At 61.1% G+C, this 19,366-nt stretch carries 31 protein-coding genes; 27 read left to right on the top strand and 4 right to left on the bottom strand.

All coding sequences use genetic code 11. From position 1 onward, the window contains the following. Complete coding sequence (locus ACEWPL_RS00485) at positions 1-828, bottom strand: putative rhamnosyl transferase (protein WP_393935198.1); 828 nt, start codon at positions 826-828, stop codon at positions 1-3. Between ACEWPL_RS00485 and ACEWPL_RS00490 the strand changes: the two genes are divergently transcribed. The 9 genes from ACEWPL_RS00490 (at position 827) to ACEWPL_RS00530 (ending at position 7,728) form a co-directional block, all read left to right on the top strand. Further along, positions 827-1,171 carry a hypothetical protein gene (locus tag ACEWPL_RS00490; RefSeq protein WP_393935196.1) on the top strand — a complete coding sequence of 115 codons (345 nt, stop codon included), beginning with the start codon at positions 827-829 and terminating at the stop codon, positions 1,169-1,171. The genes ACEWPL_RS00485 and ACEWPL_RS00490 overlap by 2 nt on opposite strands. A 55-nt stretch (positions 1,172-1,226) precedes the next feature. After that, on the top strand, positions 1,227-1,598 hold the full coding sequence (gene rpsL, locus ACEWPL_RS00495; protein WP_076532270.1) for a 30S ribosomal protein S12: 372 nt from the start codon (positions 1,227-1,229) through the stop codon (positions 1,596-1,598). Between the two features lie 12 nt (positions 1,599-1,610). Continuing rightward, complete coding sequence (gene rpsG / locus ACEWPL_RS00500; RefSeq protein ID WP_393935194.1) at positions 1,611-2,081, top strand: 30S ribosomal protein S7; 471 nt, start codon at positions 1,611-1,613, stop codon at positions 2,079-2,081. A 25-nt stretch (positions 2,082-2,106) separates the two neighbouring features. After that, positions 2,107-4,230 (top strand): elongation factor G, encoded by a 2,124-nt coding sequence (fusA, locus tag ACEWPL_RS00505; protein WP_393935192.1) that lies wholly within the window; start codon positions 2,107-2,109, stop codon positions 4,228-4,230. A gap of 90 nt (positions 4,231-4,320) precedes the next feature. Next, on the top strand, positions 4,321-5,496 hold the full coding sequence (tuf, locus tag ACEWPL_RS00510) for an elongation factor Tu (RefSeq protein ID WP_393935190.1): 1,176 nt from the start codon (positions 4,321-4,323) through the stop codon (positions 5,494-5,496). A 102-nt stretch (positions 5,497-5,598) separates the two neighbouring features. Next, positions 5,599-5,907 (top strand): 30S ribosomal protein S10, encoded by a 309-nt coding sequence (gene rpsJ, locus ACEWPL_RS00515; protein WP_076532278.1) that lies wholly within the window; start codon positions 5,599-5,601, stop codon positions 5,905-5,907. 14 nt (positions 5,908-5,921) lie between these two features. Further along, positions 5,922-6,806, top strand: coding sequence for a 50S ribosomal protein L3 (gene rplC / locus ACEWPL_RS00520; RefSeq protein WP_393935188.1), 885 nt, complete (start codon positions 5,922-5,924; stop codon positions 6,804-6,806). After that, positions 6,803-7,435, top strand: coding sequence for a 50S ribosomal protein L4 (gene rplD / locus ACEWPL_RS00525; RefSeq protein ID WP_393935186.1), 633 nt, complete (start codon positions 6,803-6,805; stop codon positions 7,433-7,435). Before rplC ends, rplD begins: the two co-directional genes overlap by 4 nt. After that, positions 7,432-7,728: a 50S ribosomal protein L23 gene (locus ACEWPL_RS00530; protein WP_108691203.1), complete on the top strand. Its 297-nt coding sequence runs from the start codon at positions 7,432-7,434 to the stop codon at positions 7,726-7,728. Before rplD ends, ACEWPL_RS00530 begins: the two co-directional genes overlap by 4 nt. Positions 7,729-7,820: 92 nt before the next feature. Here the strand turns inward: ACEWPL_RS00530 and ACEWPL_RS00535 are convergent, their stop codons facing one another. Continuing rightward, a complete protein-coding gene (locus ACEWPL_RS00535) occupies positions 7,821-8,543 on the bottom strand; it encodes a GIY-YIG nuclease family protein (protein WP_393935184.1) in 723 nt (240 codons plus the stop codon). Positions 8,544-9,084: 541 nt separating this feature from the next. On the opposite strand from ACEWPL_RS00535, the gene rplB reads away from it, so the two are divergent. Genes rplB through rplP form a run of 5 tightly spaced genes read left to right on the top strand, consistent with a single transcriptional unit; the run spans position 9,085 to position 11,727 of the window. Beyond that, positions 9,085-9,927, top strand: coding sequence for a 50S ribosomal protein L2 (rplB, locus tag ACEWPL_RS00540; RefSeq protein ID WP_393935182.1), 843 nt, complete (start codon positions 9,085-9,087; stop codon positions 9,925-9,927). A 3-nt stretch (positions 9,928-9,930) separates the two neighbouring features. Next, positions 9,931-10,209 carry a 30S ribosomal protein S19 gene (gene rpsS / locus ACEWPL_RS00545; protein WP_008236480.1) on the top strand — a complete coding sequence of 93 codons (279 nt, stop codon included), beginning with the start codon at positions 9,931-9,933 and terminating at the stop codon, positions 10,207-10,209. A gap of 3 nt (positions 10,210-10,212) precedes the next feature. Next, positions 10,213-10,593 (top strand): 50S ribosomal protein L22, encoded by a 381-nt coding sequence (rplV, locus tag ACEWPL_RS00550; RefSeq protein WP_076532290.1) that lies wholly within the window; start codon positions 10,213-10,215, stop codon positions 10,591-10,593. Beyond that, the gene (gene rpsC, locus ACEWPL_RS00555; protein WP_393935179.1) at positions 10,593-11,300 is read left to right on the top strand and encodes a 30S ribosomal protein S3; all 708 of its coding nucleotides are present in this window, start codon (positions 10,593-10,595) and stop codon (positions 11,298-11,300) included. The genes rplV and rpsC overlap by 1 nt, the downstream gene beginning before the upstream one ends. A 13-nt stretch (positions 11,301-11,313) precedes the next feature. Then, positions 11,314-11,727 (top strand): 50S ribosomal protein L16, encoded by a 414-nt coding sequence (gene rplP, locus ACEWPL_RS00560; protein ID WP_076532294.1) that lies wholly within the window; start codon positions 11,314-11,316, stop codon positions 11,725-11,727. 162 nt (positions 11,728-11,889) lie between these two features. Here rplP and ACEWPL_RS00565 read toward each other — a convergent pair whose 3' ends face one another. Beyond that, a complete protein-coding gene (locus tag ACEWPL_RS00565; protein WP_393935402.1) occupies positions 11,890-12,711 on the bottom strand; it encodes a mechanosensitive ion channel family protein in 822 nt (273 codons plus the stop codon). Positions 12,712-12,842: 131 nt separating this feature from the next. Further along, complete coding sequence (locus tag ACEWPL_RS00570) at positions 12,843-13,463, bottom strand: TIGR02466 family protein (protein ID WP_393935177.1); 621 nt, start codon at positions 13,461-13,463, stop codon at positions 12,843-12,845. A 175-nt stretch (positions 13,464-13,638) separates the two neighbouring features. Here ACEWPL_RS00570 and rpmC point away from each other — a divergent pair, with 175 nt between their 5' ends. From rpmC to rplO, 13 genes are all read left to right on the top strand, one after another. Then, entirely contained in the window at positions 13,639-13,851 is a 213-nt protein-coding gene (gene rpmC / locus ACEWPL_RS00575) for a 50S ribosomal protein L29 (protein WP_393935175.1), read from the top strand. A gap of 3 nt (positions 13,852-13,854) precedes the next feature. Further along, positions 13,855-14,085 (top strand): 30S ribosomal protein S17, encoded by a 231-nt coding sequence (gene rpsQ, locus ACEWPL_RS00580; protein ID WP_377171254.1) that lies wholly within the window; start codon positions 13,855-13,857, stop codon positions 14,083-14,085. A 77-nt stretch (positions 14,086-14,162) separates the two neighbouring features. Beyond that, on the top strand, positions 14,163-14,531 hold the full coding sequence (gene rplN / locus ACEWPL_RS00585; RefSeq protein ID WP_076532302.1) for a 50S ribosomal protein L14: 369 nt from the start codon (positions 14,163-14,165) through the stop codon (positions 14,529-14,531). A gap of 1 nt (position 14,532) precedes the next feature. Beyond that, entirely contained in the window at positions 14,533-14,844 is a 312-nt protein-coding gene (gene rplX, locus ACEWPL_RS00590) for a 50S ribosomal protein L24 (protein ID WP_393935172.1), read from the top strand. Beyond that, on the top strand, positions 14,837-15,400 hold the full coding sequence (gene rplE / locus ACEWPL_RS00595) for a 50S ribosomal protein L5 (protein WP_393935170.1): 564 nt from the start codon (positions 14,837-14,839) through the stop codon (positions 15,398-15,400). Before rplX ends, rplE begins: the two co-directional genes overlap by 8 nt. Before the next feature lie 18 nt (positions 15,401-15,418). Then, positions 15,419-15,724 carry a 30S ribosomal protein S14 gene (gene rpsN / locus ACEWPL_RS00600; RefSeq protein ID WP_393935168.1) on the top strand — a complete coding sequence of 102 codons (306 nt, stop codon included), beginning with the start codon at positions 15,419-15,421 and terminating at the stop codon, positions 15,722-15,724. Between the two features lie 12 nt (positions 15,725-15,736). Beyond that, a complete protein-coding gene (gene rpsH, locus ACEWPL_RS00605) occupies positions 15,737-16,129 on the top strand; it encodes a 30S ribosomal protein S8 (RefSeq protein WP_393935166.1) in 393 nt (130 codons plus the stop codon). A gap of 12 nt (positions 16,130-16,141) precedes the next feature. Next, positions 16,142-16,675, top strand: coding sequence for a 50S ribosomal protein L6 (gene rplF, locus ACEWPL_RS00610; protein ID WP_393935164.1), 534 nt, complete (start codon positions 16,142-16,144; stop codon positions 16,673-16,675). An 11-nt stretch (positions 16,676-16,686) separates the two neighbouring features. Continuing rightward, positions 16,687-17,046: a 50S ribosomal protein L18 gene (gene rplR, locus ACEWPL_RS00615; protein WP_393935162.1), complete on the top strand. Its 360-nt coding sequence runs from the start codon at positions 16,687-16,689 to the stop codon at positions 17,044-17,046. A 109-nt stretch (positions 17,047-17,155) separates the two neighbouring features. Continuing rightward, complete coding sequence (gene rpsE, locus ACEWPL_RS00620; protein ID WP_393935161.1) at positions 17,156-17,743, top strand: 30S ribosomal protein S5; 588 nt, start codon at positions 17,156-17,158, stop codon at positions 17,741-17,743. A 3-nt stretch (positions 17,744-17,746) separates the two neighbouring features. Continuing rightward, positions 17,747-17,935 (top strand): 50S ribosomal protein L30, encoded by a 189-nt coding sequence (gene rpmD / locus ACEWPL_RS00625; protein ID WP_336422241.1) that lies wholly within the window; start codon positions 17,747-17,749, stop codon positions 17,933-17,935. A gap of 356 nt (positions 17,936-18,291) precedes the next feature. Beyond that, positions 18,292-18,675, top strand: coding sequence for an ectoine synthase (locus tag ACEWPL_RS00630; protein ID WP_393935158.1), 384 nt, complete (start codon positions 18,292-18,294; stop codon positions 18,673-18,675). Positions 18,676-18,811: 136 nt separating this feature from the next. Then, positions 18,812-19,285, top strand: coding sequence for a 50S ribosomal protein L15 (gene rplO, locus ACEWPL_RS00635; RefSeq protein WP_393935157.1), 474 nt, complete (start codon positions 18,812-18,814; stop codon positions 19,283-19,285). The last annotated feature ends 81 nt before the right edge of the window (positions 19,286-19,366 follow it).

A 19,366-nucleotide genomic window follows, 5' to 3' on the forward strand; every position in this document is an offset into this window, starting at 1 on the left:
TCAGGCGGCCTTTGCGAAGTAGGCGCGGATGGCATCCGCGTCGATGTTATAGATCTGGCGAAACATCTCCTCGCCGGCGGCATCCAGCAGCGGCGGGCGCACGGGGCGCACGCCTTCCTTCTGGCGCGAATCGTTGAACTGGTTATGGCCGCGCAGAAACATGGGTGCGCCCGGCAGCGTGACGACTGGCATGACGCGGCCCAGCTTGGCGTGGCTGAAATTCATGATGCCGCGCGATGCGCCGGGCGCGACGGCCATGCCAAGCGCGGGGGTCCAGAGCGTTTCGATCGTTTCCTTGGCGTGGATGCCCCTGGGACCGATGCGCGCGATATGCCCCTCATTGAAGTCGATGCCGACATAGCGATGCCGCGCCAGCATCGGGGCGATGTCACCCGCAGCCTCGCGCAGACGCTGAACGAAGGTGACCGCGACCGCATCGTCATCATCCATCCGGAACTGCAGCGAGGGCAGGGGGCCCTCGCGGCGGATGCTGTTGATCACCTCGCACATCACCTGCCGATGCCGTGCGGGCGCGCGCGGGATGATGACGGCCTGCGGCATATCCTCGACCAGGTCCAGCAGGCGAACCAGCAGCGGCTCGGGCATCGCGTCGCCCACGACGATGGCGAGGGTGAAGTCGGGATCGGTCTGCGCGCGCAGGGCTGGCAGGGTCAGCGTCTGGAAGGTGGCAAAACGCTCCTCCATCCGCACGGGATCATAGAGAAAGGCGGCGCGCTCCTCCAGCGTCGCATGCTCGATCTGGAAGCCGCCGAGGGCGGGGTAGGAAAACCGGCAAAGGCCGATGACCTGCATCGAAGATGTGTCCATGTTCCGCGCGATCCTGCCCGCCTTGCCGATGCCCTTGACGATGGCAGGCGATACGCGCCAAGACAAGGCACGGCCGAGGCAATTGAGTGATGCGCGGGCCTTGGCGCAAAGGCACGCGGGCCGCGCCGCCAAAGCCCGGGTGGGCCTGTTGACAACCCCTGCGACTCCCCCTATACGCGCCTCATCCGGCTTGGGGGTCGCCCCGTCTGCCGATATCAGAACTGAAGTGGTCAAGATCCGGACGCCCGCCGTCCCGATCCTCTGGAAACTCACCGCGTCCGACCAGCAAGGGTTGCGATCGCGGTTCTTGCGTATTGCGGACGCGCCATATGCATTTGATTAACCGCATGGGTTTGCCCATGCAGACACATGTGTTGAGAGACGGGGAAAGAACCGGAATGCCAACGATCCAACAGTTGATCCGCAAGCCGCGGCAACCGAAAGTAAGAGCGCAGAAATCGCAGCATTTGCAGGGTTGCCCGCAAAAGCGCGGCGTCTGCACACGCGTTTACACCACGACGCCCAAGAAGCCGAACTCGGCCATGCGTAAGGTTGCCAAGGTGCGCCTGACGAATGGCTTTGAGGTCATCAGCTACATCCCGGGTGAGAGCCACAACCTGCAGGAGCACTCGGTGGTCCTGATCCGCGGCGGCCGCGTCAAGGACCTTCCCGGCGTTCGCTACCACATCCTGCGCGGCGTGCTCGACACGCAAGGCGTCAAGGACCGTAAGCAGCGCCGTTCGAAATATGGCGCCAAGCGCCCGAAGTAAGAGGATTACCAGATGTCCCGTCGTCACGCCGCCGAAAAGCGCGAAGTCCTGCCCGATGCCAAGTATGGTGACCGGGTTCTGACAAAGTTCATGAACAACCTGATGATCGATGGCAAGAAATCCGCCGCCGAGCGCATCGTCTACAACGCGCTGACCCGCGTCGAGGACAAGGCCAAGCGCGCGCCGGTCGAGATCTTCCACGAGGCGCTTGATCTGATCAAGCCGTCGGTCGAAGTCCGCTCGCGCCGCGTCGGCGGTGCGACCTACCAGGTCCCCGTCGAAGTGCGCCCCGAGCGCCGCGAGGCGCTGGCGATCCGCTGGCTGATCAATGCCAGCCGCGCGCGCAACGAGAACACGATGGAAGAGCGCCTTGCAGGCGAGCTTCTGGATGCCGTGAACAGCCGCGGCAGCGCCGTCAAGAAGCGCGAAGACACACACAAGATGGCCGAGGCGAACAAAGCCTTCAGCCATTACCGTTGGTAATCTGATACTCTGAGGAAGCAGCCCCATGGCACGCGACTATCCGCTCGAACGCTACCGCAATTTCGGCATCATGGCCCATATCGATGCAGGCAAGACTACCTGCAGCGAACGGATCCTGTTCTACACCGGCAAATCCCACAACCTTGGTGAGGTGCATGACGGTGCTGCCACGATGGACTGGATGGAGCAGGAGCAGGAGCGTGGCATCACGATCACCTCGGCTGCGACCACCACCTTCTGGCAGTGGCAGGAAGACCCGACCAAGGATGGCACATCGGACACCAAGTTCCGCATGAACATCATCGACACGCCCGGCCACGTCGACTTCACCATCGAAGTCGAGCGTTCGCTGGCCGTGCTTGACGGTGCCGTCGCCGTTCTGGATGCCAACGCGGGTGTCGAGCCCCAGACCGAGACCGTCTGGCGCCAGGCTGACCGCTACAAGGTGCCGCGGATCGTGTTCGTCAACAAGATGGACAAGATCGGCGCTGACTTCTTCAACTGCGTCAAGATGATCAAGGACCGCACGGGCGCCACGCCCGCACCGATCCAGATCCCGATCGGCGCAGAGAACGAGCTGGAAGGCATGGTTGACCTCGTCACCATGGAAGAGTGGACCTGGAAAGGTGAGGATCTGGGCGCGTCCTGGACCCGTCAGCCGATCCGCGACGAACTGAAGGACCTCGCCGACGAGTGGCGCGCGAACCTCATCGAAAACGCCGTCGAAATGGACGACGCCGCGATGGAAGCGTATCTGGAAGGCGAAGAGCCCGACGTTCCGACCCTGCGTAAGCTGATCCGCAAGGGCACGCTGTCGATGACCTTCGTTCCCGTGCTCTGTGGCTCGGCGTTCAAGAACAAGGGTGTGCAGCCGCTGCTGAACGCCGTGGTCGATTACCTGCCCAGCCCGCTGGACGTGGTCGATTACATGGGCTTCAGCCCCGATGACGAGACCGAAACGCGTAACATCCCGCGCCGCGCGGATGACAACATGGCGTTCTCGGGCCTTGCGTTCAAAATCATGAACGACCCGTTCGTCGGCTCGCTGACCTTCACGCGCATCTATTCTGGCGTCGTCAAGAAGGGCGACACCGTCCAGAACACGACCAAGGGCAAGAAAGAGCGCATCGGCCGTATGATGATGATGCACTCGATCAACCGCGAAGAGATCGAAGAAGCCTTTGCCGGCGACATCATCGCGCTTGCGGGTCTGAAGGATACGACAACCGGTGACACTCTGTCGGACGTCAAGGAGCAGGTTGTTCTGGAAACAATGACCTTCCCCGATCCCGTCATCGAGATCGCGGTCGAGCCCAAGACCAAGGGCGACCAGGAGAAAATGTCGGCGGGCCTCGCACGTCTTGCGGCCGAGGATCCCTCGTTCCGCGTTGAGACCGACATCGAATCCGGTCAGACGATCATGAAAGGCATGGGCGAGCTTCACCTCGACATCCTGGTCGACCGTCTGCGCCGCGAATTCAAGGTTGACGCCAATATCGGTGCGCCCCAGGTGGCCTACCGCGAGACGATCGGTCACGAGGTCGAGCATACCTACACCCACAAGAAGCAGTCGGGTGGTTCGGGTCAGTTCGCCGAGGTCAAGATGGTCATCTCGCCGACAGAGCCGGGAGAAGGCTTCTCGTTCGAGAGCCGCATCGTCGGTGGTTCGGTGCCCAAGGAATACATTCCGGGCGTCGAGAAGGGCATCCGCTCGGTCATGGATAGCGGCCCGCTGGCCGGCTTCCCGGTCATCGACTTCAAGGTCGCGCTGATCGACGGCAAGTTCCACGACGTCGACTCGTCGGTCATGGCGTTCGAGATCGCGGCACGGATGGGTATGCGCGAAGGTCTGCGCAAGGCCGGTGCCAAGCTGCTCGAGCCGATCATGAAGGTCGAGGTGATCACGCCAGAAGAGTATACGGGCGGTATCATCGGTGACCTGACCTCGCGCCGGGGCCAGATCTCGGGGCAGGAGCCGCGCGGCAACGCCATCGCTCTGAATTGCAAGGTGCCGCTGGCCAACATGTTTGGCTACATCAACACCCTGCGGTCCATGTCGTCGGGCCGGGCCCAGTTCACGATGCAGTTCTCGCATTACGAGCCGGTCCCGAGCAACATCTCGGAAGAGATCCAGGCGAAATACGCTTAAACCGGGTGGCGGGGGAAAATCCCCGCCCTACCCAAACTGTAGGGTGGGCATGACGCTCACCACCTGACTTGTCAAAAGAGGAGCCACACCATGGCAAAGGAAAAGTTTGACCGCAGCAAACCGCACGTGAACATCGGCACGATCGGTCACGTCGACCACGGCAAGACCACGCTGACGGCTGCGATCACCAAGTATTTCGGCGACTTCCGCGCGTATGACCAGATCGACGGCGCGCCCGAAGAGAAAGCCCGCGGCATCACCATCTCGACTGCACATGTCGAGTATGAGACCGAAGCGCGTCACTACGCGCATGTCGACTGCCCCGGCCACGCCGACTACGTCAAGAACATGATCACCGGTGCCGCCCAGATGGACGGCGCGATCCTGGTCGTGAACGCAGCTGACGGCCCCATGCCCCAGACCCGCGAGCACATCCTGCTGGGCCGCCAGGTGGGTATTCCCTACATGGTCGTCTACATGAACAAGGTCGATCAGGTCGACGACGACGAGCTGCTGGAACTGGTGGAAATGGAGATCCGCGAGCTTCTGTCGAGCTACGACTATCCCGGCGACGACATCCCCGTCGTCAAGGGTTCGGCTCTGGCCGCGATGGAAGGCCGTGATCCCGAAATCGGAGAGAATTCGATCCGCGAGCTGATGGCCGCTGTCGACGAGTACATCCCGACTCCGGCACGCGCTGTGGACCAGCCCTTCCTGATGCCGGTCGAGGACGTCTTCTCGATCTCCGGCCGTGGTACGGTTGTGACCGGCCGCGTCGAGCGCGGTGTCATCAACGTCGGCGACGAGATCGAGATCGTTGGCCTGAAAGACACCAAGAAAACGACCTGCACGGGCGTGGAAATGTTCCGCAAGCTGCTGGATCGTGGTGAAGCAGGCGACAACATCGGCGCACTGCTGCGCGGCATCGACCGTGAAGGTGTCGAGCGTGGTCAGGTTCTGTGCAAGCCGAAGTCGGTTACGCCCCACACCAAGTTCGAGGCAGAAGCCTACATCCTGAACAAGGAAGAGGGTGGCCGTCACACGCCGTTCTTCGCCAACTACCGCCCGCAGTTCTACTTCCGTACCACGGACGTGACCGGCACCGTTGTTCTGCCCGAAGGCACCGAGATGGTGATGCCGGGCGACAACCTTCAGTTCAACGTCGAGCTGATCGCCCCGATCGCCATGGAAGAGGGTCTGCGCTTCGCCATCCGTGAAGGCGGCCGCACCGTCGGCGCCGGCGTCGTTTCGAAGATCATCGAATAATTATCCCGGGCGGGCAGGCTGCCCGCCCCAAGGGTTCGATGAGGGAGGCCGGGTGGTCCGGCCTCCCTCCTATCAACTCCAATGCCGCGAAAGGCTAGACCAATGCAAAGCCAGAACATTCGCATTCGGCTGAAGGCGTTCGACTACCGCGTACTGGATGCCAGCACGCAGGAAATCGTGAACACCGCGAAACGCACGGGCGCTGACGTCCGTGGTCCGATTCCGCTGCCGAACAAGATTGAAAAATTCACCGTTCTGCGTGGCCCCCACGTGAACAAGAAATCCCGCGATCAATGGGAAATCCGCACGCACAAGCGCCTGCTGGACATCGTTGATCCGACACCCCAGACCGTGGACGCGCTGATGAAGCTCGACCTGGCGGCCGGTGTCGACGTGCAGATTTCGGTTTAAGGAGGGCACTGACTATGTTGCGCTCTGGCGTTATCGCAAAGAAGGTGGGCATGACCCGTCTTTTCATGGAAGACGGCCGGCAGGTTCCTGTCACCGTTCTTCAACTGGACAAACTGCAGGTCGTTGCACAGCGCACGGCCGACAGCCACGGCTACTCGGCCGTTCAGCTGGGCGCAGGCTCGGCCAAGGCCAAGCGGACCTCCAAGGCAATGCGCGGCCACTTCGCCGCAGCCAAGGTGGAGCCCAAGCGCAAGATCGCGGAATTCCGCGTTGCGCCCGAGAACATGATTGCCGTGGGTGAGGAAATCACCGCGAACCATTACTTCGAAGGTCAGTTCGTGGATGTCTGCGGCACTTCGATCGGTAAGGGTTTTGCCGGTGCCATGAAGCGTCACAACTTCCGCGGTCTGGAAATGACCCACGGCGTTTCGATCAGCCACCGCTCGCACGGCTCGACGGGCCAGTGCCAGGATCCGGGCAAGGTCTTCAAAGGCAAGAAGATGGCCGGTCACATGGGTGCCGCGCGCATCACCACGCAGAACCTGCAGGTGATCAAGACCGACGCCGACCGTGGCCTGATCATGGTCAAAGGCGCCGTTCCCGGCTCCAAAGGTGGCTGGGTGACGATCAAGGATGCGGTGAAAAAGCCTTTCCCCGAGAGCGCCATCCTGCCCGCCGCGCTGAAATCGGCAGCTGAAGAGGCCGAGAAGGCCGCAGCAGAAGCCGCCGCAGCCGCCGCAGCCGAGGAAGAAGCAGCAGCCAAGGCCGCAGCCGAGGCACAGGCCGCTCAGGAAGCCGAAGCCGAGAAAGAGGCCGAGGCCCAGATCGAGGCGGATAGCGCCGAGGCTGGCGACCAGAGCGAGACTCTGGACGAGACCAAGAAGGATGACGAAGCATGAAACTCGACATGATCAAACTGGACGGCAGCAAGGCCGGCTCGGTCGATCTGGGCGAAGACATCTTCGACCTGGATCCCCGCGCGGATATCCTGCACCGTGTCGTCCGCTGGCAGCGCAACAAGGCGCAGCAGGGCACGCACAAGGTCAAGACGCGTTCGGAAGTCAGCTACTCGACCAAGAAGATCTATCGCCAGAAGGGCACCGGCGGCGCACGCCACGGCGCGCGTTCGGCTCCGATCTTCCGCAAGGGTGGTATCTACAAGGGCCCGACGCCGCGCAGCCATGCGCATGATCTGCCCAAGAAGGTTCGCGCCCTCGGTCTCAAGCATGCCCTGAGCGCCAAGGCGCGCGCAGGCGAGCTGGTGATCATCGAGGATTTCAGCAATGTCGCAAAGACCGGCATTCTGGCCAAGCAGATCAAGGATCTGGGCTGGAAGCGTGCGCTGGTCATCGACGGCGCCGAGGTCAACGCCGATTTCGCCAAGGCCGCGCGCAACATCGAGGGTCTGGACGTTCTGCCGACCATCGGTGCGAACGTCTATGACATCCTCAAGCGTGATACCCTGGTCATCACCAAGGCGGGTGTCGAAGCACTTGAGGCCCGTTTGTCGAAGGGGGATCAGAAATGAGCGCGAAACCCGAACATTACGACGTGATCCGCAAGCCCGTCGTGACCGAGAAGGCCACGATGGCGTCCGAGAACGGCGCCGTCGTCTTCGAAGTTGCGATCGGTGCGGCCAAGCCGCAGATCAAGGAAGCCGTCGAGGCGCTCTTTGGTGTCAAGGTGAAGGCCGTGAACACGACCATCACCAAGGGCAAGGCAAAGCGCTTCCGCGGCCAGATGGGCCGCCGCGCGGACGTCAAGAAGGCGTATGTCACGCTGGAAGAAGGCAACACGATCGACGTGACCACTGGCCTCTGAGATTAAGTTGGCTTGAAGATTTGAGAAACCCCGGCTGTAGTGGCCGGGGTTTTTCGTTGAATGGATTTGTACATGCGGACTGTTTGAACAATTCAAGATACTATTGATTCAAACTTCTCCAGAACCTTCGTATGATCCGTTTTAAACCACTCATCCCCAAACGCGTCCTTTGCATGTTCCGAGGAAAAGAAATGATGCAATCGAGTTTCCAACGCCACCGCATCATCTGTCCTGAAAACATATCGTAGAACGGGCACGCCAGCACTTCCGGTGCCATACTGTGACAACACACGAACCGCTACGGCGCCGATTTCGCAGGTTAGATGCCGACCGATCTTGCAATATGATGAGCCGGTTTCATCCAAACGGCTATCGGTGTAGACATAGACGGCTTCTCCGCCATTACCATAAACACGGCAATTTTCTCGCAGGCCAGCTAAGTACGCTGCGACATTTCGATTCCCCCCGGATTCGAATTCAAGCTTTGCGGCAGAATTTAGCAAGTCGCGATCCCGACTCCAGTCCGATAAACGACCATCCTCGCGGCGCAAGGTCACAACGCAGGCCTTGGCAAATCCATTTTTGATAAGCAGATGAACAGAGGTGTCTCGAATATCGTCCCGCCAACCTTTCCCATTGTCGATTGAGAAACCCTCTCCTAGCCGATCCCGATATCTATCTTGAGCTTCCTTGATAGTTGCTGGAGGGCTACCATTGACTACGTCATGAACAATGAGTTGGGCCGCTTCTCGTTGAAAAGGGCGCATTGCCCGAATTATGTCAGCGTTTCGAGTGTATTTTGGGTCTTGAATCATCACGTAAGCCTTTTAGGAGACACTGTTTCGAGCAGGAGCCTAAAACACCGTGAGAAGATTGTCGTTCAACTATTCAGGAAGAATTCCTGCGGTTCAGTAGCAACTGTCAATGTACCCCGCCCGAACAGCGCGCGCAGCGCGCCGGGCGAGCGCCTGACCGGCCCGCGGTCTGGCGCTTTGGCGGTCGGGCGCTGCCGTATGAGTGGTGGAGGGGTTTGGCAGGGATAAAGTTCATCGAACAGCCGTTTCGGGCGCCAGCCCCCGGTCAGGCGCTCGCCCGGCTTGGAGAGGGGGCGCGTCCTGTGGGGCAGGGGGCGCCTTGCAAGCAAGAGTGCCTTTTCCTCCATATCTGCTTGACCCTGCGCGCCATCCCTCCTAAACGGACCCATCACGGCAGCCCCGGATTCGTCCGGGGCTTCGTTTTCGTTCACTTGAACGATCTAGCCGGGCACCTACGGGGGCCTATACCAATGGTGGGCCAGGCCCGCCTCACATAGGCGGACACACGTGTTCGCCGTTTGCTAAACGGAAGACAGAAAGCATGGCACTCAAGTCGTATAAGCCAACGACGCCGGGCCAGCGCGGGCTGGTGCTGATCGACCGTTCGGAGCTGTATAAAGGACGCCCCGTCAAGGCCCTCACCGAGGGTTTGACGAAATCGGGCGGCCGGAACAACACCGGACGTATCACATCGCGTCGTCGCGGGGGTGGGGCCAAGCGCCTCTACCGGATCGTTGATTTCAAGCGTAACAAATTCGATATGGCGGCCACCGTCGAGCGGATCGAATATGACCCGAACCGGACCGCGTTCATCGCTCTCGTCAAGTATGACGATGGCGAGCAGACCTACATCCTGGCGCCTCAGCGCCTCGCGATCGGCGACAAGATCTATTCCGGCGCCAAGGTCGACATCAAGCCCGGCAACTGCATGCCGTTCTCGGGCATGCCCATCGGTACCATCGTCCACAACATCGAGCTGAAGCCCGGCAAGGGCGGCCAGATCGCACGCGCTGCGGGCACCTATGCCCAGTTCGTCGGCCGTGACGGTGGCTACGCGCAGATCCGCCTCAGCTCGGGCGAGCTTCGCCTGGTGCGTCAGGAGTGCAAGGCGACGGTTGGCGCGGTCTCGAACCCCGACAACTCGAACCAGAACTTCGGCAAGGCCGGCCGGATGCGCCATTACGGCGTGCGCCCGTCCGTTCGTGGTGTCGTCATGAACCCGATCGATCACCCGCATGGTGGTGGTGAGGGCCGCACGTCGGGTGGTCGTCACCCGGTCACCCCGTGGGGCAAGCCGACCAAGGGTGCCCGCACCCGCAACAAGAACAAGGCGTCGCAGAAGCTGATCATCCGCTCGCGTCACGCCAAGAAGAAGGGCCGTTAAGACATGGCACGTTCTGTATGGAAAGGCCCCTTCGTGGATGCTTACGTCCTGAAAAAGGCCGAAGCATCGCGCGAATCCGGGCGCAATGAAGTCATCAAGATATGGTCGCGCCGCTCGACGATCCTGCCCCAGTTCGTGGGCCTGACGTTTGGCGTCTACAACGGCAAGAAGCATATCCCTGTCAACGTCAGCGAAGACATGATCGGTCAGAAGTTCGGTGAATACTCGCCGACGCGGACCTATTACGGTCATGCCGCCGACAAAAAAGCGAAGCGGAAGTAAGTCATGGGCAAGGAAAAGAACCCCCGCCGCGTGGCCGATAACGAAGCCCGGAGCAAGCTCCGCATGCTTCGCACCAGCCCGCAGAAACTGAACCTTCTCGCGCAGCTGATCCGCGGCAAGAAAGTGGACAAGGCCCTCACGGACCTCACCTTCAGCCAGAAGCGGATCGCCGAGGATGTGCGCAAGTGCCTCCAGTCGGCCATTGCCAATGCCGAGAACAACCACAATCTCGACGTGGATGAGCTTGTCGTGGCCGAGGCCTATGTCGGCAAGAACCTGGTGATGAAGCGCGGCCGTCCGCGTGCCCGTGGCCGGTTTGGCGCGCTGCGCAAGCCGTTCTCGGAAATCACGATCATTGTGCGTCAAGTCGAGGAGCAAGCCTGATGGGTAACAAAGTCAATCCGATCGGCATGCGCCTGCAGGTGAACCGCACCTGGGACAGCCGCTGGTATGCCGACACCAAGGACTACGGCAATCTTCTGCTTGAGGACATCGCCATGCGCGAGTTCATCAAGAAAGAGTGCAAGCAGGCCGGCGTCAGCCGCGTGATCATCGAGCGTCCGCACAAGAAGTGCCGCGTCACGGTACACACCGCCCGCCCCGGCGTCATCATCGGCAAGAAAGGCGCAGACATCGAGACGCTGCGCAAGAAACTGGCCGCGATGACCGACAGCGAGCTGCACCTCAACATCGTCGAAGTGCGCAAGCCCGAGCTGGACGCCGCGCTGGTGGGTGAGAGCATCGCCCAGCAGCTCGAGCGCCGGGTCAGCTTCCGCCGTGCGATGAAGCGCGCCGTGCAGAACGCCATGCGTATGGGTGCCCTCGGCATCCGTGTGAACCTCGCCGGCCGCCTTGGCGGCGCCGAGATCGCCCGGACCGAATGGTACCGCGAGGGCCGCGTGCCCCTGCACACGCTGCGGGCCGATATCGATTACGCGCATGTCGAGGCGCTGACCGCCTACGGCATCATCGGGATCAAGACCTGGATCTTCAAAGGCGAGATCATGGACCATGACCCGTCCGCGCGTGACCGGAGAGCTCAGGAACTTCAGGACGGCCCGGCACCTCGCGGTGCAGGCGGGCGTCGCTAAGGGGGAATGACAGATGCTACAACCAAAACGCACTAAATTCCGCAAGCAGTTCAAGGGCCGCATCAAAGGCGAAGCCAAGGGCGGCTCGGACCTGAACTTCGGCTCGTTCGGCCTCAAGGCCACGCAGCCCGAGCGTGTGACAGCGCGTCAGATCGAAGCGGCTCGCCGCGCGATGACCCGCCACATGAAGCGTCAGGGCCGTGTCTGGATCCGGATCTTCCCGGATGTCCCGGTCACGTCCAAGCCGACCGAAGTCCGTATGGGTAAGGGTAAAGGCTCGGTCGATTACTGGGCTGCCCGCGTCAAGCCGGGCCGCGTGATGTTCGAGATCGACGGCGTCAGCGAAGAAATCGCGTTCGAGGCCCTGCGCCTCGCTGCGATGAAGCTGCCGATCAAGACCCGCGTCGTGGTCCGCGAGGACTGGTAAGGTCAAAACGCCTAGCGTTTTCTGGCCCGGTCGAGAATAAAGAAACCCCCGCCGAGACATCGGCGGGGGTTTCTTGTTTTGCAGCTTAAGTCCCGGAGGCGGCGCAGGCTGCGGTCAATCAATGAGCTCAATCCAAGGCGGATGAGTCTGCGGACGACAGTGTCAGTCTTCGCTGTCGCTCGTCGCGCGCGTCATCGGCAACGGCTCCTTGAAGGTCAGAGTGCGATAGGGGAAGGGGATCTCGATTCCCGCGTCGTCCAAGGCACGTTTGACGGCGGCCACCACTTGATCGCGCGACTTGCGTACATCAAGAGGCGTGGAGCCGGTCCACCACGTCACCTCGAAATTGATGGAGGACGATGCAAATTCCTGAGCGAAGATCTGGATCGGTTTGCCGTCGCTGATGACGGTGTCGCACCCGTGCACCGCTTCCGAGATGACAGAGCGCGCCTGATCGACATCGACATCATAGGCAACGCCGCAGATCACCGTGACGCGGCGATGGTCCAAGTCGGTGCGAACGGTCACCGGATTCTTGAACAGGATCGAGTTGGGCACGATCACCAATTGGCCATCCGTCTGGCGGATATGGCTTTCGCGGATGGCAATCCGCGAGACTTCTCCCTCGATGTCTTCGCATTCCACATAGTCACCGATGCGCATTTCACGCCGGAAAAGGATGATGATCCCGGCGAGGAAATTCTCGAACACGTCCTTGAAAGCAAAGCCGATGGCGACCGACCCGATGCCGAGCCCGGCCAGAATGCTGGCAGGAGTGAGGCCGGGAAAGAGGATCACGGCAGCCGTCATGATACCCAGCACCCAGATGGCGATCGAGGTCAGCAATGTGAAGAGTTCTTGCAGGCTTTTGCGCAGCCGGGTCCCTCTCAGCATCCGAGCGAGTGAGGATGTCGCGATCTTGCTGACCAGCCAGGTCAGGAGGATCACAATGAGGGCGACTGCCAGGTTCGGCAAGACCTCTATGGAGCTGCGCGCGATATCGCGCAGCTGGTTGATGAGAACGTTGACCGGCTCCAGGGGGACTCTCCTTGTTGTGCCCCGGAACAACGCGGAATCAGCCAGATAGTTCAATCAAGGGTGTTCGGGCAGCGCCACTAGCCCCAAGCGTAGTTGAAACTCACTGAAATCCGGTCGTCTTCGCTCATGTTCACCGGCACCTCATGCCGGAGCCAGCTCTCCCACAGGAGCACGTCGCCCGCTTCCGGTGCCTCGTATCGAAAGGCTCGCAATTCCTCGCGCGCGTCCTTGCGGCGGGGAGGGGCAGCCATCATGCGGGCGGAGCGTGGATCTTCCAACTTCAGCGCGCTGGTGCCTTCGGGCATGGTGACATAGGTCGTGCCCGAGATCACCGAATGGGGGTGGATATGCGATGAATGTGTACCGCCCTCAGGCAGGATGTTGATCCAGAGGCTGTCGAGCTTCAGCTTTTTGCCGCCCAGATCGAATTCAAGGTCCTCGGCAAAGGCCGCGACATGCTTGTCCAGAACTTTCTCGAGGTCGCGAAAGATGGGAAAGCGGTAGGGCAGGTCGTCGAGTGACGCGTAGGAGGTGTAGCCGGGATAGCCGTTCTCCTCGCACCACTCCTGGCCCGCCTCGTCATCTTCGGCGATGGACCAGCAGGAGGCCTCCAGCTCGGACGCATCGATGGGCTTGCCCAGCTCGCGCAGCTTTGCGCGGTAGAGGCGGGTTACGAATAGGGATGATATATGTGCCATGCCTGCCTCATACCGCAGGGCAGGGGGCAAGGCGAGGCCCATTTGAACTAAGGGGTTGCGCCCATGCCCCGGCGCCTCTATACGCGCCCAATCACGAACGATCTCCACCGGAATCAGGGTGACCAAGCGTATCGATGCGCAAGGGCCCTCCTGTGATGTTGAAAGGATAAAGGCGATGGACGCCAAGGAACTACGCGAAAAGACACCTGACCAGCTGCGCGAAGAGCTGTCGAACCTGAAAAAAGCACAGTTCAACCTGCGCTTTCAGGCCGCGACCGGCCAGCTGGAGAATGCCGCCCAGATGCGCACCGCTCGCCGCAACGCGGCACGTGTTCTTACAATTCTGAACGAAAAGGCCGCCGCTGCGGCCTCCGAAAAGGGAGCCTGATAGATGCCCAAACGTATCCTCTCTGGCACCGTGACCAGCGACGCCAACGCCCAGACCGTGACCGTTTCGGTCGAGCGCCGCTTCAAGCACCCCGTTCTGCAGAAAACCATTCGTAAGTCCAAGAAGTACCGCGCTCACGACGAGAACGAGACTTTCAAGGTCGGCGATCAGGTCCGCATCATCGAATGCGCACCCAAGTCCAAGACGAAACGTTGGGAGGTTCTGCAAGCCTAGGCTTGCAGAGCCCTTCGGCTCAATCGAAACCCCGGGGCAAGGGCCGCATCGCCCCCCGGTAGGTCGGGAGAAACCAAATGATCCAGATGCAGACAAACCTGGATGTTGCTGACAACAGCGGCGCGCGCCGCGTTCAGTGCATCAAGGTCCTGGGTGGTTCCAAGCGTCGTTACGCGAGTGTCGGTGACATTATCGTCGTTTCGGTCAAGGAAGCCATCCCCCGTGGCCGTGTGAAGAAGGGTGACGTGCGCAAGGCCGTCGTCGTTCGCACCGCCAAGGAAGTGCGCCGCGAAGACGGCACCGCAATCCGTTTTGACCGCAATGCTGCCGTGATCCTGAACAACGCAGGTGAGCCGGTCGGCACGCGTATCTTCGGCCCGGTCGTTCGCGAACTGCGCGCCAAGAAATTCATGAAAATCATCTCGCTCGCCCCGGAGGTGCTGTGACATGGCTGCCAAACTGAAGAAAGGCGACAAGGTCGTCGTCCTCGCTGGCAAGGACAAGGGCAAGGAAGGCACCATCGCCTCCGTTGACCCCAAGGCTGGCAAAGCCGTTGTCGACGGCGTCAACATGGCCATCCGCCATACCCGCCAGAGCCAGACCGCACAGGGCGGCCGCCTGCCCAAGGCGATGCCCATCGACCTCAGCAACATCGCGCTGCTGGATGCCAAGGGCAAACCGACCCGCGTCGGCTTTGACGTCAAGGACGGCACGAAGGTGCGTGTCGCCAAGACCACGGGGGACGTGATCGATGCTTGATACTGCAAACTACACCCCGCGCCTGCGCACGCAGTTCCGCGACGAGATCAAGGCCAAGCTGAAAGAAGAGTTCGGCTACACCAACGACATGCAGATTCCGCGTCTGGACAAGATCGTCCTGAACATCGGCTGCGGTGCCGAGGCCGTCCGCGACAGCAAGAAGGCCAAGTCGGCTCAGGATGACCTGAGCACGATCGCAGGTCAGCGCGCCGTCGTGACCAAGGCAAAGAACTCGATCGCGGGTTTCCGCGTCCGCGAGGACATGCCCCTGGGCGCCAAGGTTACCCTGCGCGGCGACCGTATGTACGACTTCCTCGACCGTCTGATCACGGTCGCGATGCCCCGTATCCGCGACTTCCGCGGTGTTTCGGGCAAATCCTTCGATGGCCGTGGCAACTATGCCTTCGGCATCAAGGAGCACATCGTCTTCCCCGAGATCAACTTCGACAAGATCGACGAATCCTGGGGCATGGACGTCATCATCGCAACCACGGCGAAGACCGATGCCGAAGCGAAGGCGCTGTTGAAGCATTTCAACATGCCCTTCAACAGCTGAAGCGCGGGAGAGAGAGTTATGGCTAAGAAAGCAATGATCGAGCGCGAGAAGAAGCGCCAGAAGCTGGTCGAGAAGTACGCCGCGAAACGCGCCGCACTGAAAGAGATCATCAACGACGAGAGCAAGCCGATGGAAGAGCGCTTTCGCGCGACCCTGAAGCTGGCGGATCTGCCCCGCAACAGCAGTGCAACACGTCTGCACAACCGCTGCCAACTGACCGGCCGTCCGCATGCGTATTACCGCAAGCTCAAAGTGTCGCGTATCGCGCTGCGGGAACTGGGCCAGAACGGCCAGGCCCCCGGCCTCGTGAAATCCAGCTGGTAAGGGAGATTTGAAATGAATGATCCTATCGGCGATATGCTCACGCGGATCCGCAACGCCTCGATGCGCGGCAAGTCCTCGGTGATGACCCCGGCCTCCAAAATGCGCGAGCGTGTGCTCGGTGTTCTGGCGGACGAAGGCTATATCCGCGGTTTTGAAGCGACCACGGGCAAGGATGGCCACCCGGCTATCGAGATCAGCCTGAAATACTTCGATGGCGCCCCCGTCATTCGCGAAATGAAGCGGGTCTCCAAGCCCGGTCGTCGCGTCTATCTGGGCGTCAAGGACATCCCGTCGGTCCGTCAGGGCCTGGGCGTGTCGATTGTCTCCACCCCCAAGGGTGTGATGTCGGATGCAAGCGCGCGCAGCCAGAATGTTGGCGGCGAAGTGCTCTGCACGATATTCTAAGGAGGCCTGAATATGTCTCGTATCGGCAAATTGCCCGTCTCGCTCCCTGATGGGGTTACTGCGTCGCTCAGCGGCCAGCAGCTCGAGATCAAGGGCCCCAAGGACGCCAAGACCTTCACGTTCACGGATGACGTCACGATCGCTGTCGAAGATGGCAAGATCACCGTCACCCCGCGTGGCAAGTCCAAGCGTGCGCGCCAGCAGTGGGGCATGACCCGCACTGTGGTGGCCAACATGGTCCACGGCGCAAAAGAGACGTTCAAGAAAGAGCTGGAAATCCGCGGCGTGGGTTACCGGGCGCAGCTTCAGGGCAATGTCCTGAAACTGAACCTCGGCCTGTCGCACGACGTCGATTTCCAAATTCCGGAAGGTGTGACTGTTACCGTCCCCAAGCCCACCGAAATGGTGGTCGAAGGTACGGACAAGCAGCTCGTCGGTCAGGTCGCGGCCAATATCCGCGATTGGCGTCGTCCCGAGCCCTACAAGGGCAAGGGCATTCGCTACAAAGACGAGTATATCTTCCAGAAAGAAGGCAAGAAGAAGTAAGGAACGGGTAGATGGCAAACAGCAAAAGAAAACTGTTTCTGAAACGCCGCCTGCGCGTTCGGAACAAACTTCGTCAGGTCAATGCAGGGCGTATGCGCCTCAGCGTTCACCGCAGCAACAAGAATATCAGCGTTCAGCTGATCGACGATGTGAACGGGGTGACCCTCGCATCGGCCTCGACCCTCGAGAAGGATCTGGGCATGGTCAACAAGTGCAATGTCGAGGCGGCCACCAAGGTCGGCGCGGCGATTGCCGAGCGCGCCAAGAAGGCCGGGGTGAGCGAAGCTTACTTCGACCGTGGCGGCTTCCTCTTCCACGGCAAGGTGAAGGCTCTGGCCGACGCCGCGCGTGAAGGTGGTCTGAAGATCTGATTTCAGCGCAGGCGGCCCCCATCGGGGCCGCCTCGATGATCCGGGGGCATTGGCCCACCTGGATTGAAACGAACAGGCGCACGGCGCCGCTTTTGAAAGGATTTGCCACATGGCAAGAGATGACAACCGTGGCGGTGGCCGCCGCAACCAGCGCGAAGAGGCCCCGGAATTCGCAGACCGTCTGGTCGCGATCAACCGCGTTTCGAAAACCGTCAAGGGCGGCAAGCGCTTTGGCTTTGCGGCGTTGGTCGTCGTAGGCGATCAGAAGGGCCGCGTCGGCTTTGGCAAGGGTAAGGCCAAGGAGGTCCCCGAGGCCATCCGCAAGGCCACCGAGGCTGCCAAGCGTGGCATGATCCGCGTTCCCCTGCGCGAGGGCCGCACGCTTCATCACGATATGGAAGGGCGTCACGGCGCCGGCAAGATCGTGATGCGGACCGCCCCCCAGGGTACCGGCATCATCGCCGGTGGTCCGATGCGCGCCGTTTTCGAGATGCTGGGCGTTCAGGACGTCGTTGCGAAATCCAACGGCAGCCAGAACCCCTACAACATGATCCGCGCCACCATGAACGGCCTGACCAAGGAGTCGAGCCCCCGCATGGTCGCTCAGCGCCGTGGCAAGAAGGTCGCGGACATCATGGCGACGTCCGATGCGCCCGCCATCAAGGGCGAGCAAGCGCCCGTCGCTCAGGAGGGTTAAGACATGGCCAAGACTATCGTGATCAAGCAGATCGGCAGCCCGATCCGCCGCCCCGGCGACCAGCGCGCAACGCTGATCGGCCTCGGCCTCAACAAGATGCATCGCGTGCGCGAGCTGGAGGACACGCCCAGTGTCCGCGGCATGATCAACAAGATCCCGCACATGGTCGAGATCCTGGAAGAGAAGGGCTGAGGTTTCAGCCTCGCTCGTGAGATAGAAACGCCCCGGTCCGAAATGGCCGGGGCGTTTTTCATTTTGAGGTCCCGTTTTCTAGTGGCAATGAAGCGGCTTCGATCCCGCGTGGCAGCATTTCCCCGGAGGCGAACTTTTGCGACAGCCGCCGCTATGGGCGATAGGAGCAGTATCGGGCGGCGTTACAGCGACGACCTTATGGGTCTGCGCGGACACTGGCACCAGTGAGACAGTTGCAAGTGTGCAGGCGATGGCAAATGATCTGATCACGGTGGAAAATCCTCAAATGCAGTTCCATTACTATGTTAACCAAGGTTAATGCCGTCAAGGCAGCCGAAATTGCGAGGAATGCGCTCATGTTTGTCAAAACCCTCACCGACACCCTCGGCAGCGACGACCACGTTGTTGGCGACGCTTTTGAGAGTCGCAGGATCCTCTTGGCGCGGGACGGCCTCGGCTATTCCTTCCATGACACCTTGATCAAAGCGGGCAGCACGCAGCGCCTCGAGTACAAGAACCATATCGAGGCGAATTACTGTATCGAAGGGGAGGGCGAGGTTGAAGAACTGGCCACAGGCCGCACATGGCCTCTGGCCCCCGGCACGATGTATGTGCTGGACGCGCATGATGCACATATCATCCGCGCGCGCAGCGACATGCGCCTTCTTTGCGTGTTCACGCCCGCCTTGACCGGCACCGAGACGCATGATGCGGATGGCAGCTACAATCTGCCAGACTGACCCCGCGCCCTTGCAAGCGCCCGCCGCCCCCGCTATACGCGCCCGAGGTCGGCGCTTTGCCGACTCACAACCCACGCAAAGCCGCGTTCGGCCGCTCCCGTCGCTGGGGGCCGCATCCGGCACAAGGAGAAGCGACATGAAATTGCATGAACTGCGCGACAACGAAGGCGCAACCAAGCGCAAGAAGCGCGTTGGCCGTGGCCCCGGCTCCGGCATGGGCAAGACTGCGGGCCGCGGTATCAAGGGTCAGAAGTCCCGCTCGGGTGTGGCCATCAATGGCTACGAGGGCGGCCAGATGCCGCTCTACCAGCGTCTGCCCAAGCGCGGCTTTACCAAGCCGAACCGCAAGGCATATGCCGTCGTCAACCTGGGCCTGATCCAGAAATTCATCGACGACAAGAAGCTGGACGCAGGCAGCGCCATCACCGAGGACGCGCTGATCGCGTCGGGCCTCGTGCGCCGCAAGCTGGACGGCATCCGCGTACTGGCCAAGGGCGACGTGACCTCCAAGATCAATCTGGAAGTCTCCGGCGCGTCCAAGTCGGCGGTCGAGGCGGTCGAGAAGGCGGGTGGCTCACTGAAAGTCACAAGCGCGCAGGCGGCTGAATAAGAGGTTGTGAGCGGCACGCCGGCCGCTTACACACTTCGTAGTTTTCAAAGACGCCGCCGGGCCGCTGGAAAACAGCAACCC

The sequence above is a fragment of the Roseovarius roseus genome (assembly GCF_043355935.2).
Lineage (GTDB): Bacteria > Pseudomonadota > Alphaproteobacteria > Rhodobacterales > Rhodobacteraceae > Roseovarius > Roseovarius roseus.

Bases quoted from the DNA above. Each gene is read 5' to 3' on its own strand.
- rpsN (WP_393935168.1), top strand. From the start codon at position 15,419: ATGGCTAAGAAAGCAATGATCGAGCGCGAGAAGAAGCGCCAGAAGCTG.
- rplO (WP_393935157.1), top strand. From the start codon at position 18,812: ATGAAATTGCATGAACTGCGCGACAACGAAGGCGCAACCAAGCGCAAG.
- rpsQ (WP_377171254.1), top strand. From the start codon at position 13,855: ATGCCCAAACGTATCCTCTCTGGCACCGTGACCAGCGACGCCAACGCC.
- ACEWPL_RS00530 (WP_108691203.1), top strand. From the start codon at position 7,432: ATGAGCGCGAAACCCGAACATTACGACGTGATCCGCAAGCCCGTCGTG.
- ACEWPL_RS00485 (WP_393935198.1), bottom strand. From the start codon at position 828: ATGGACACATCTTCGATGCAGGTCATCGGCCTTTGCCGGTTTTCCTAC.
- rplF (WP_393935164.1), top strand. From the start codon at position 16,142: ATGTCTCGTATCGGCAAATTGCCCGTCTCGCTCCCTGATGGGGTTACT.
- rpmD (WP_336422241.1), top strand. From the start codon at position 17,747: ATGGCCAAGACTATCGTGATCAAGCAGATCGGCAGCCCGATCCGCCGC.
- tuf (WP_393935190.1), top strand. From the start codon at position 4,321: ATGGCAAAGGAAAAGTTTGACCGCAGCAAACCGCACGTGAACATCGGC.
- rplX (WP_393935172.1), top strand. From the start codon at position 14,533: ATGGCTGCCAAACTGAAGAAAGGCGACAAGGTCGTCGTCCTCGCTGGC.
- rpsC (WP_393935179.1), top strand. From the start codon at position 10,593: ATGGGTAACAAAGTCAATCCGATCGGCATGCGCCTGCAGGTGAACCGC.
- rplE (WP_393935170.1), top strand. From the start codon at position 14,837: ATGCTTGATACTGCAAACTACACCCCGCGCCTGCGCACGCAGTTCCGC.
- ACEWPL_RS00490 (WP_393935196.1), top strand. From the start codon at position 827: ATGTTCCGCGCGATCCTGCCCGCCTTGCCGATGCCCTTGACGATGGCA.
- rpsS (WP_008236480.1), top strand. From the start codon at position 9,931: ATGGCACGTTCTGTATGGAAAGGCCCCTTCGTGGATGCTTACGTCCTG.
- rplV (WP_076532290.1), top strand. From the start codon at position 10,213: ATGGGCAAGGAAAAGAACCCCCGCCGCGTGGCCGATAACGAAGCCCGG.
- ACEWPL_RS00630 (WP_393935158.1), top strand. From the start codon at position 18,292: ATGTTTGTCAAAACCCTCACCGACACCCTCGGCAGCGACGACCACGTT.
- rplR (WP_393935162.1), top strand. From the start codon at position 16,687: ATGGCAAACAGCAAAAGAAAACTGTTTCTGAAACGCCGCCTGCGCGTT.
- rpsH (WP_393935166.1), top strand. From the start codon at position 15,737: ATGAATGATCCTATCGGCGATATGCTCACGCGGATCCGCAACGCCTCG.
- ACEWPL_RS00570 (WP_393935177.1), bottom strand. From the start codon at position 13,463: ATGGCACATATATCATCCCTATTCGTAACCCGCCTCTACCGCGCAAAG.
- rpsG (WP_393935194.1), top strand. From the start codon at position 1,611: ATGTCCCGTCGTCACGCCGCCGAAAAGCGCGAAGTCCTGCCCGATGCC.
- rplB (WP_393935182.1), top strand. From the start codon at position 9,085: ATGGCACTCAAGTCGTATAAGCCAACGACGCCGGGCCAGCGCGGGCTG.
- ACEWPL_RS00535 (WP_393935184.1), bottom strand. From the start codon at position 8,543: ATGATTCAAGACCCAAAATACACTCGAAACGCTGACATAATTCGGGCA.
- rplN (WP_076532302.1), top strand. From the start codon at position 14,163: ATGATCCAGATGCAGACAAACCTGGATGTTGCTGACAACAGCGGCGCG.
- rplP (WP_076532294.1), top strand. From the start codon at position 11,314: ATGCTACAACCAAAACGCACTAAATTCCGCAAGCAGTTCAAGGGCCGC.
- fusA (WP_393935192.1), top strand. From the start codon at position 2,107: ATGGCACGCGACTATCCGCTCGAACGCTACCGCAATTTCGGCATCATG.
- rplC (WP_393935188.1), top strand. From the start codon at position 5,922: ATGTTGCGCTCTGGCGTTATCGCAAAGAAGGTGGGCATGACCCGTCTT.
- rpsL (WP_076532270.1), top strand. From the start codon at position 1,227: ATGCCAACGATCCAACAGTTGATCCGCAAGCCGCGGCAACCGAAAGTA.
- rplD (WP_393935186.1), top strand. From the start codon at position 6,803: ATGAAACTCGACATGATCAAACTGGACGGCAGCAAGGCCGGCTCGGTC.
- rpsJ (WP_076532278.1), top strand. From the start codon at position 5,599: ATGCAAAGCCAGAACATTCGCATTCGGCTGAAGGCGTTCGACTACCGC.
- rpmC (WP_393935175.1), top strand. From the start codon at position 13,639: ATGGACGCCAAGGAACTACGCGAAAAGACACCTGACCAGCTGCGCGAA.
- rpsE (WP_393935161.1), top strand. From the start codon at position 17,156: ATGGCAAGAGATGACAACCGTGGCGGTGGCCGCCGCAACCAGCGCGAA.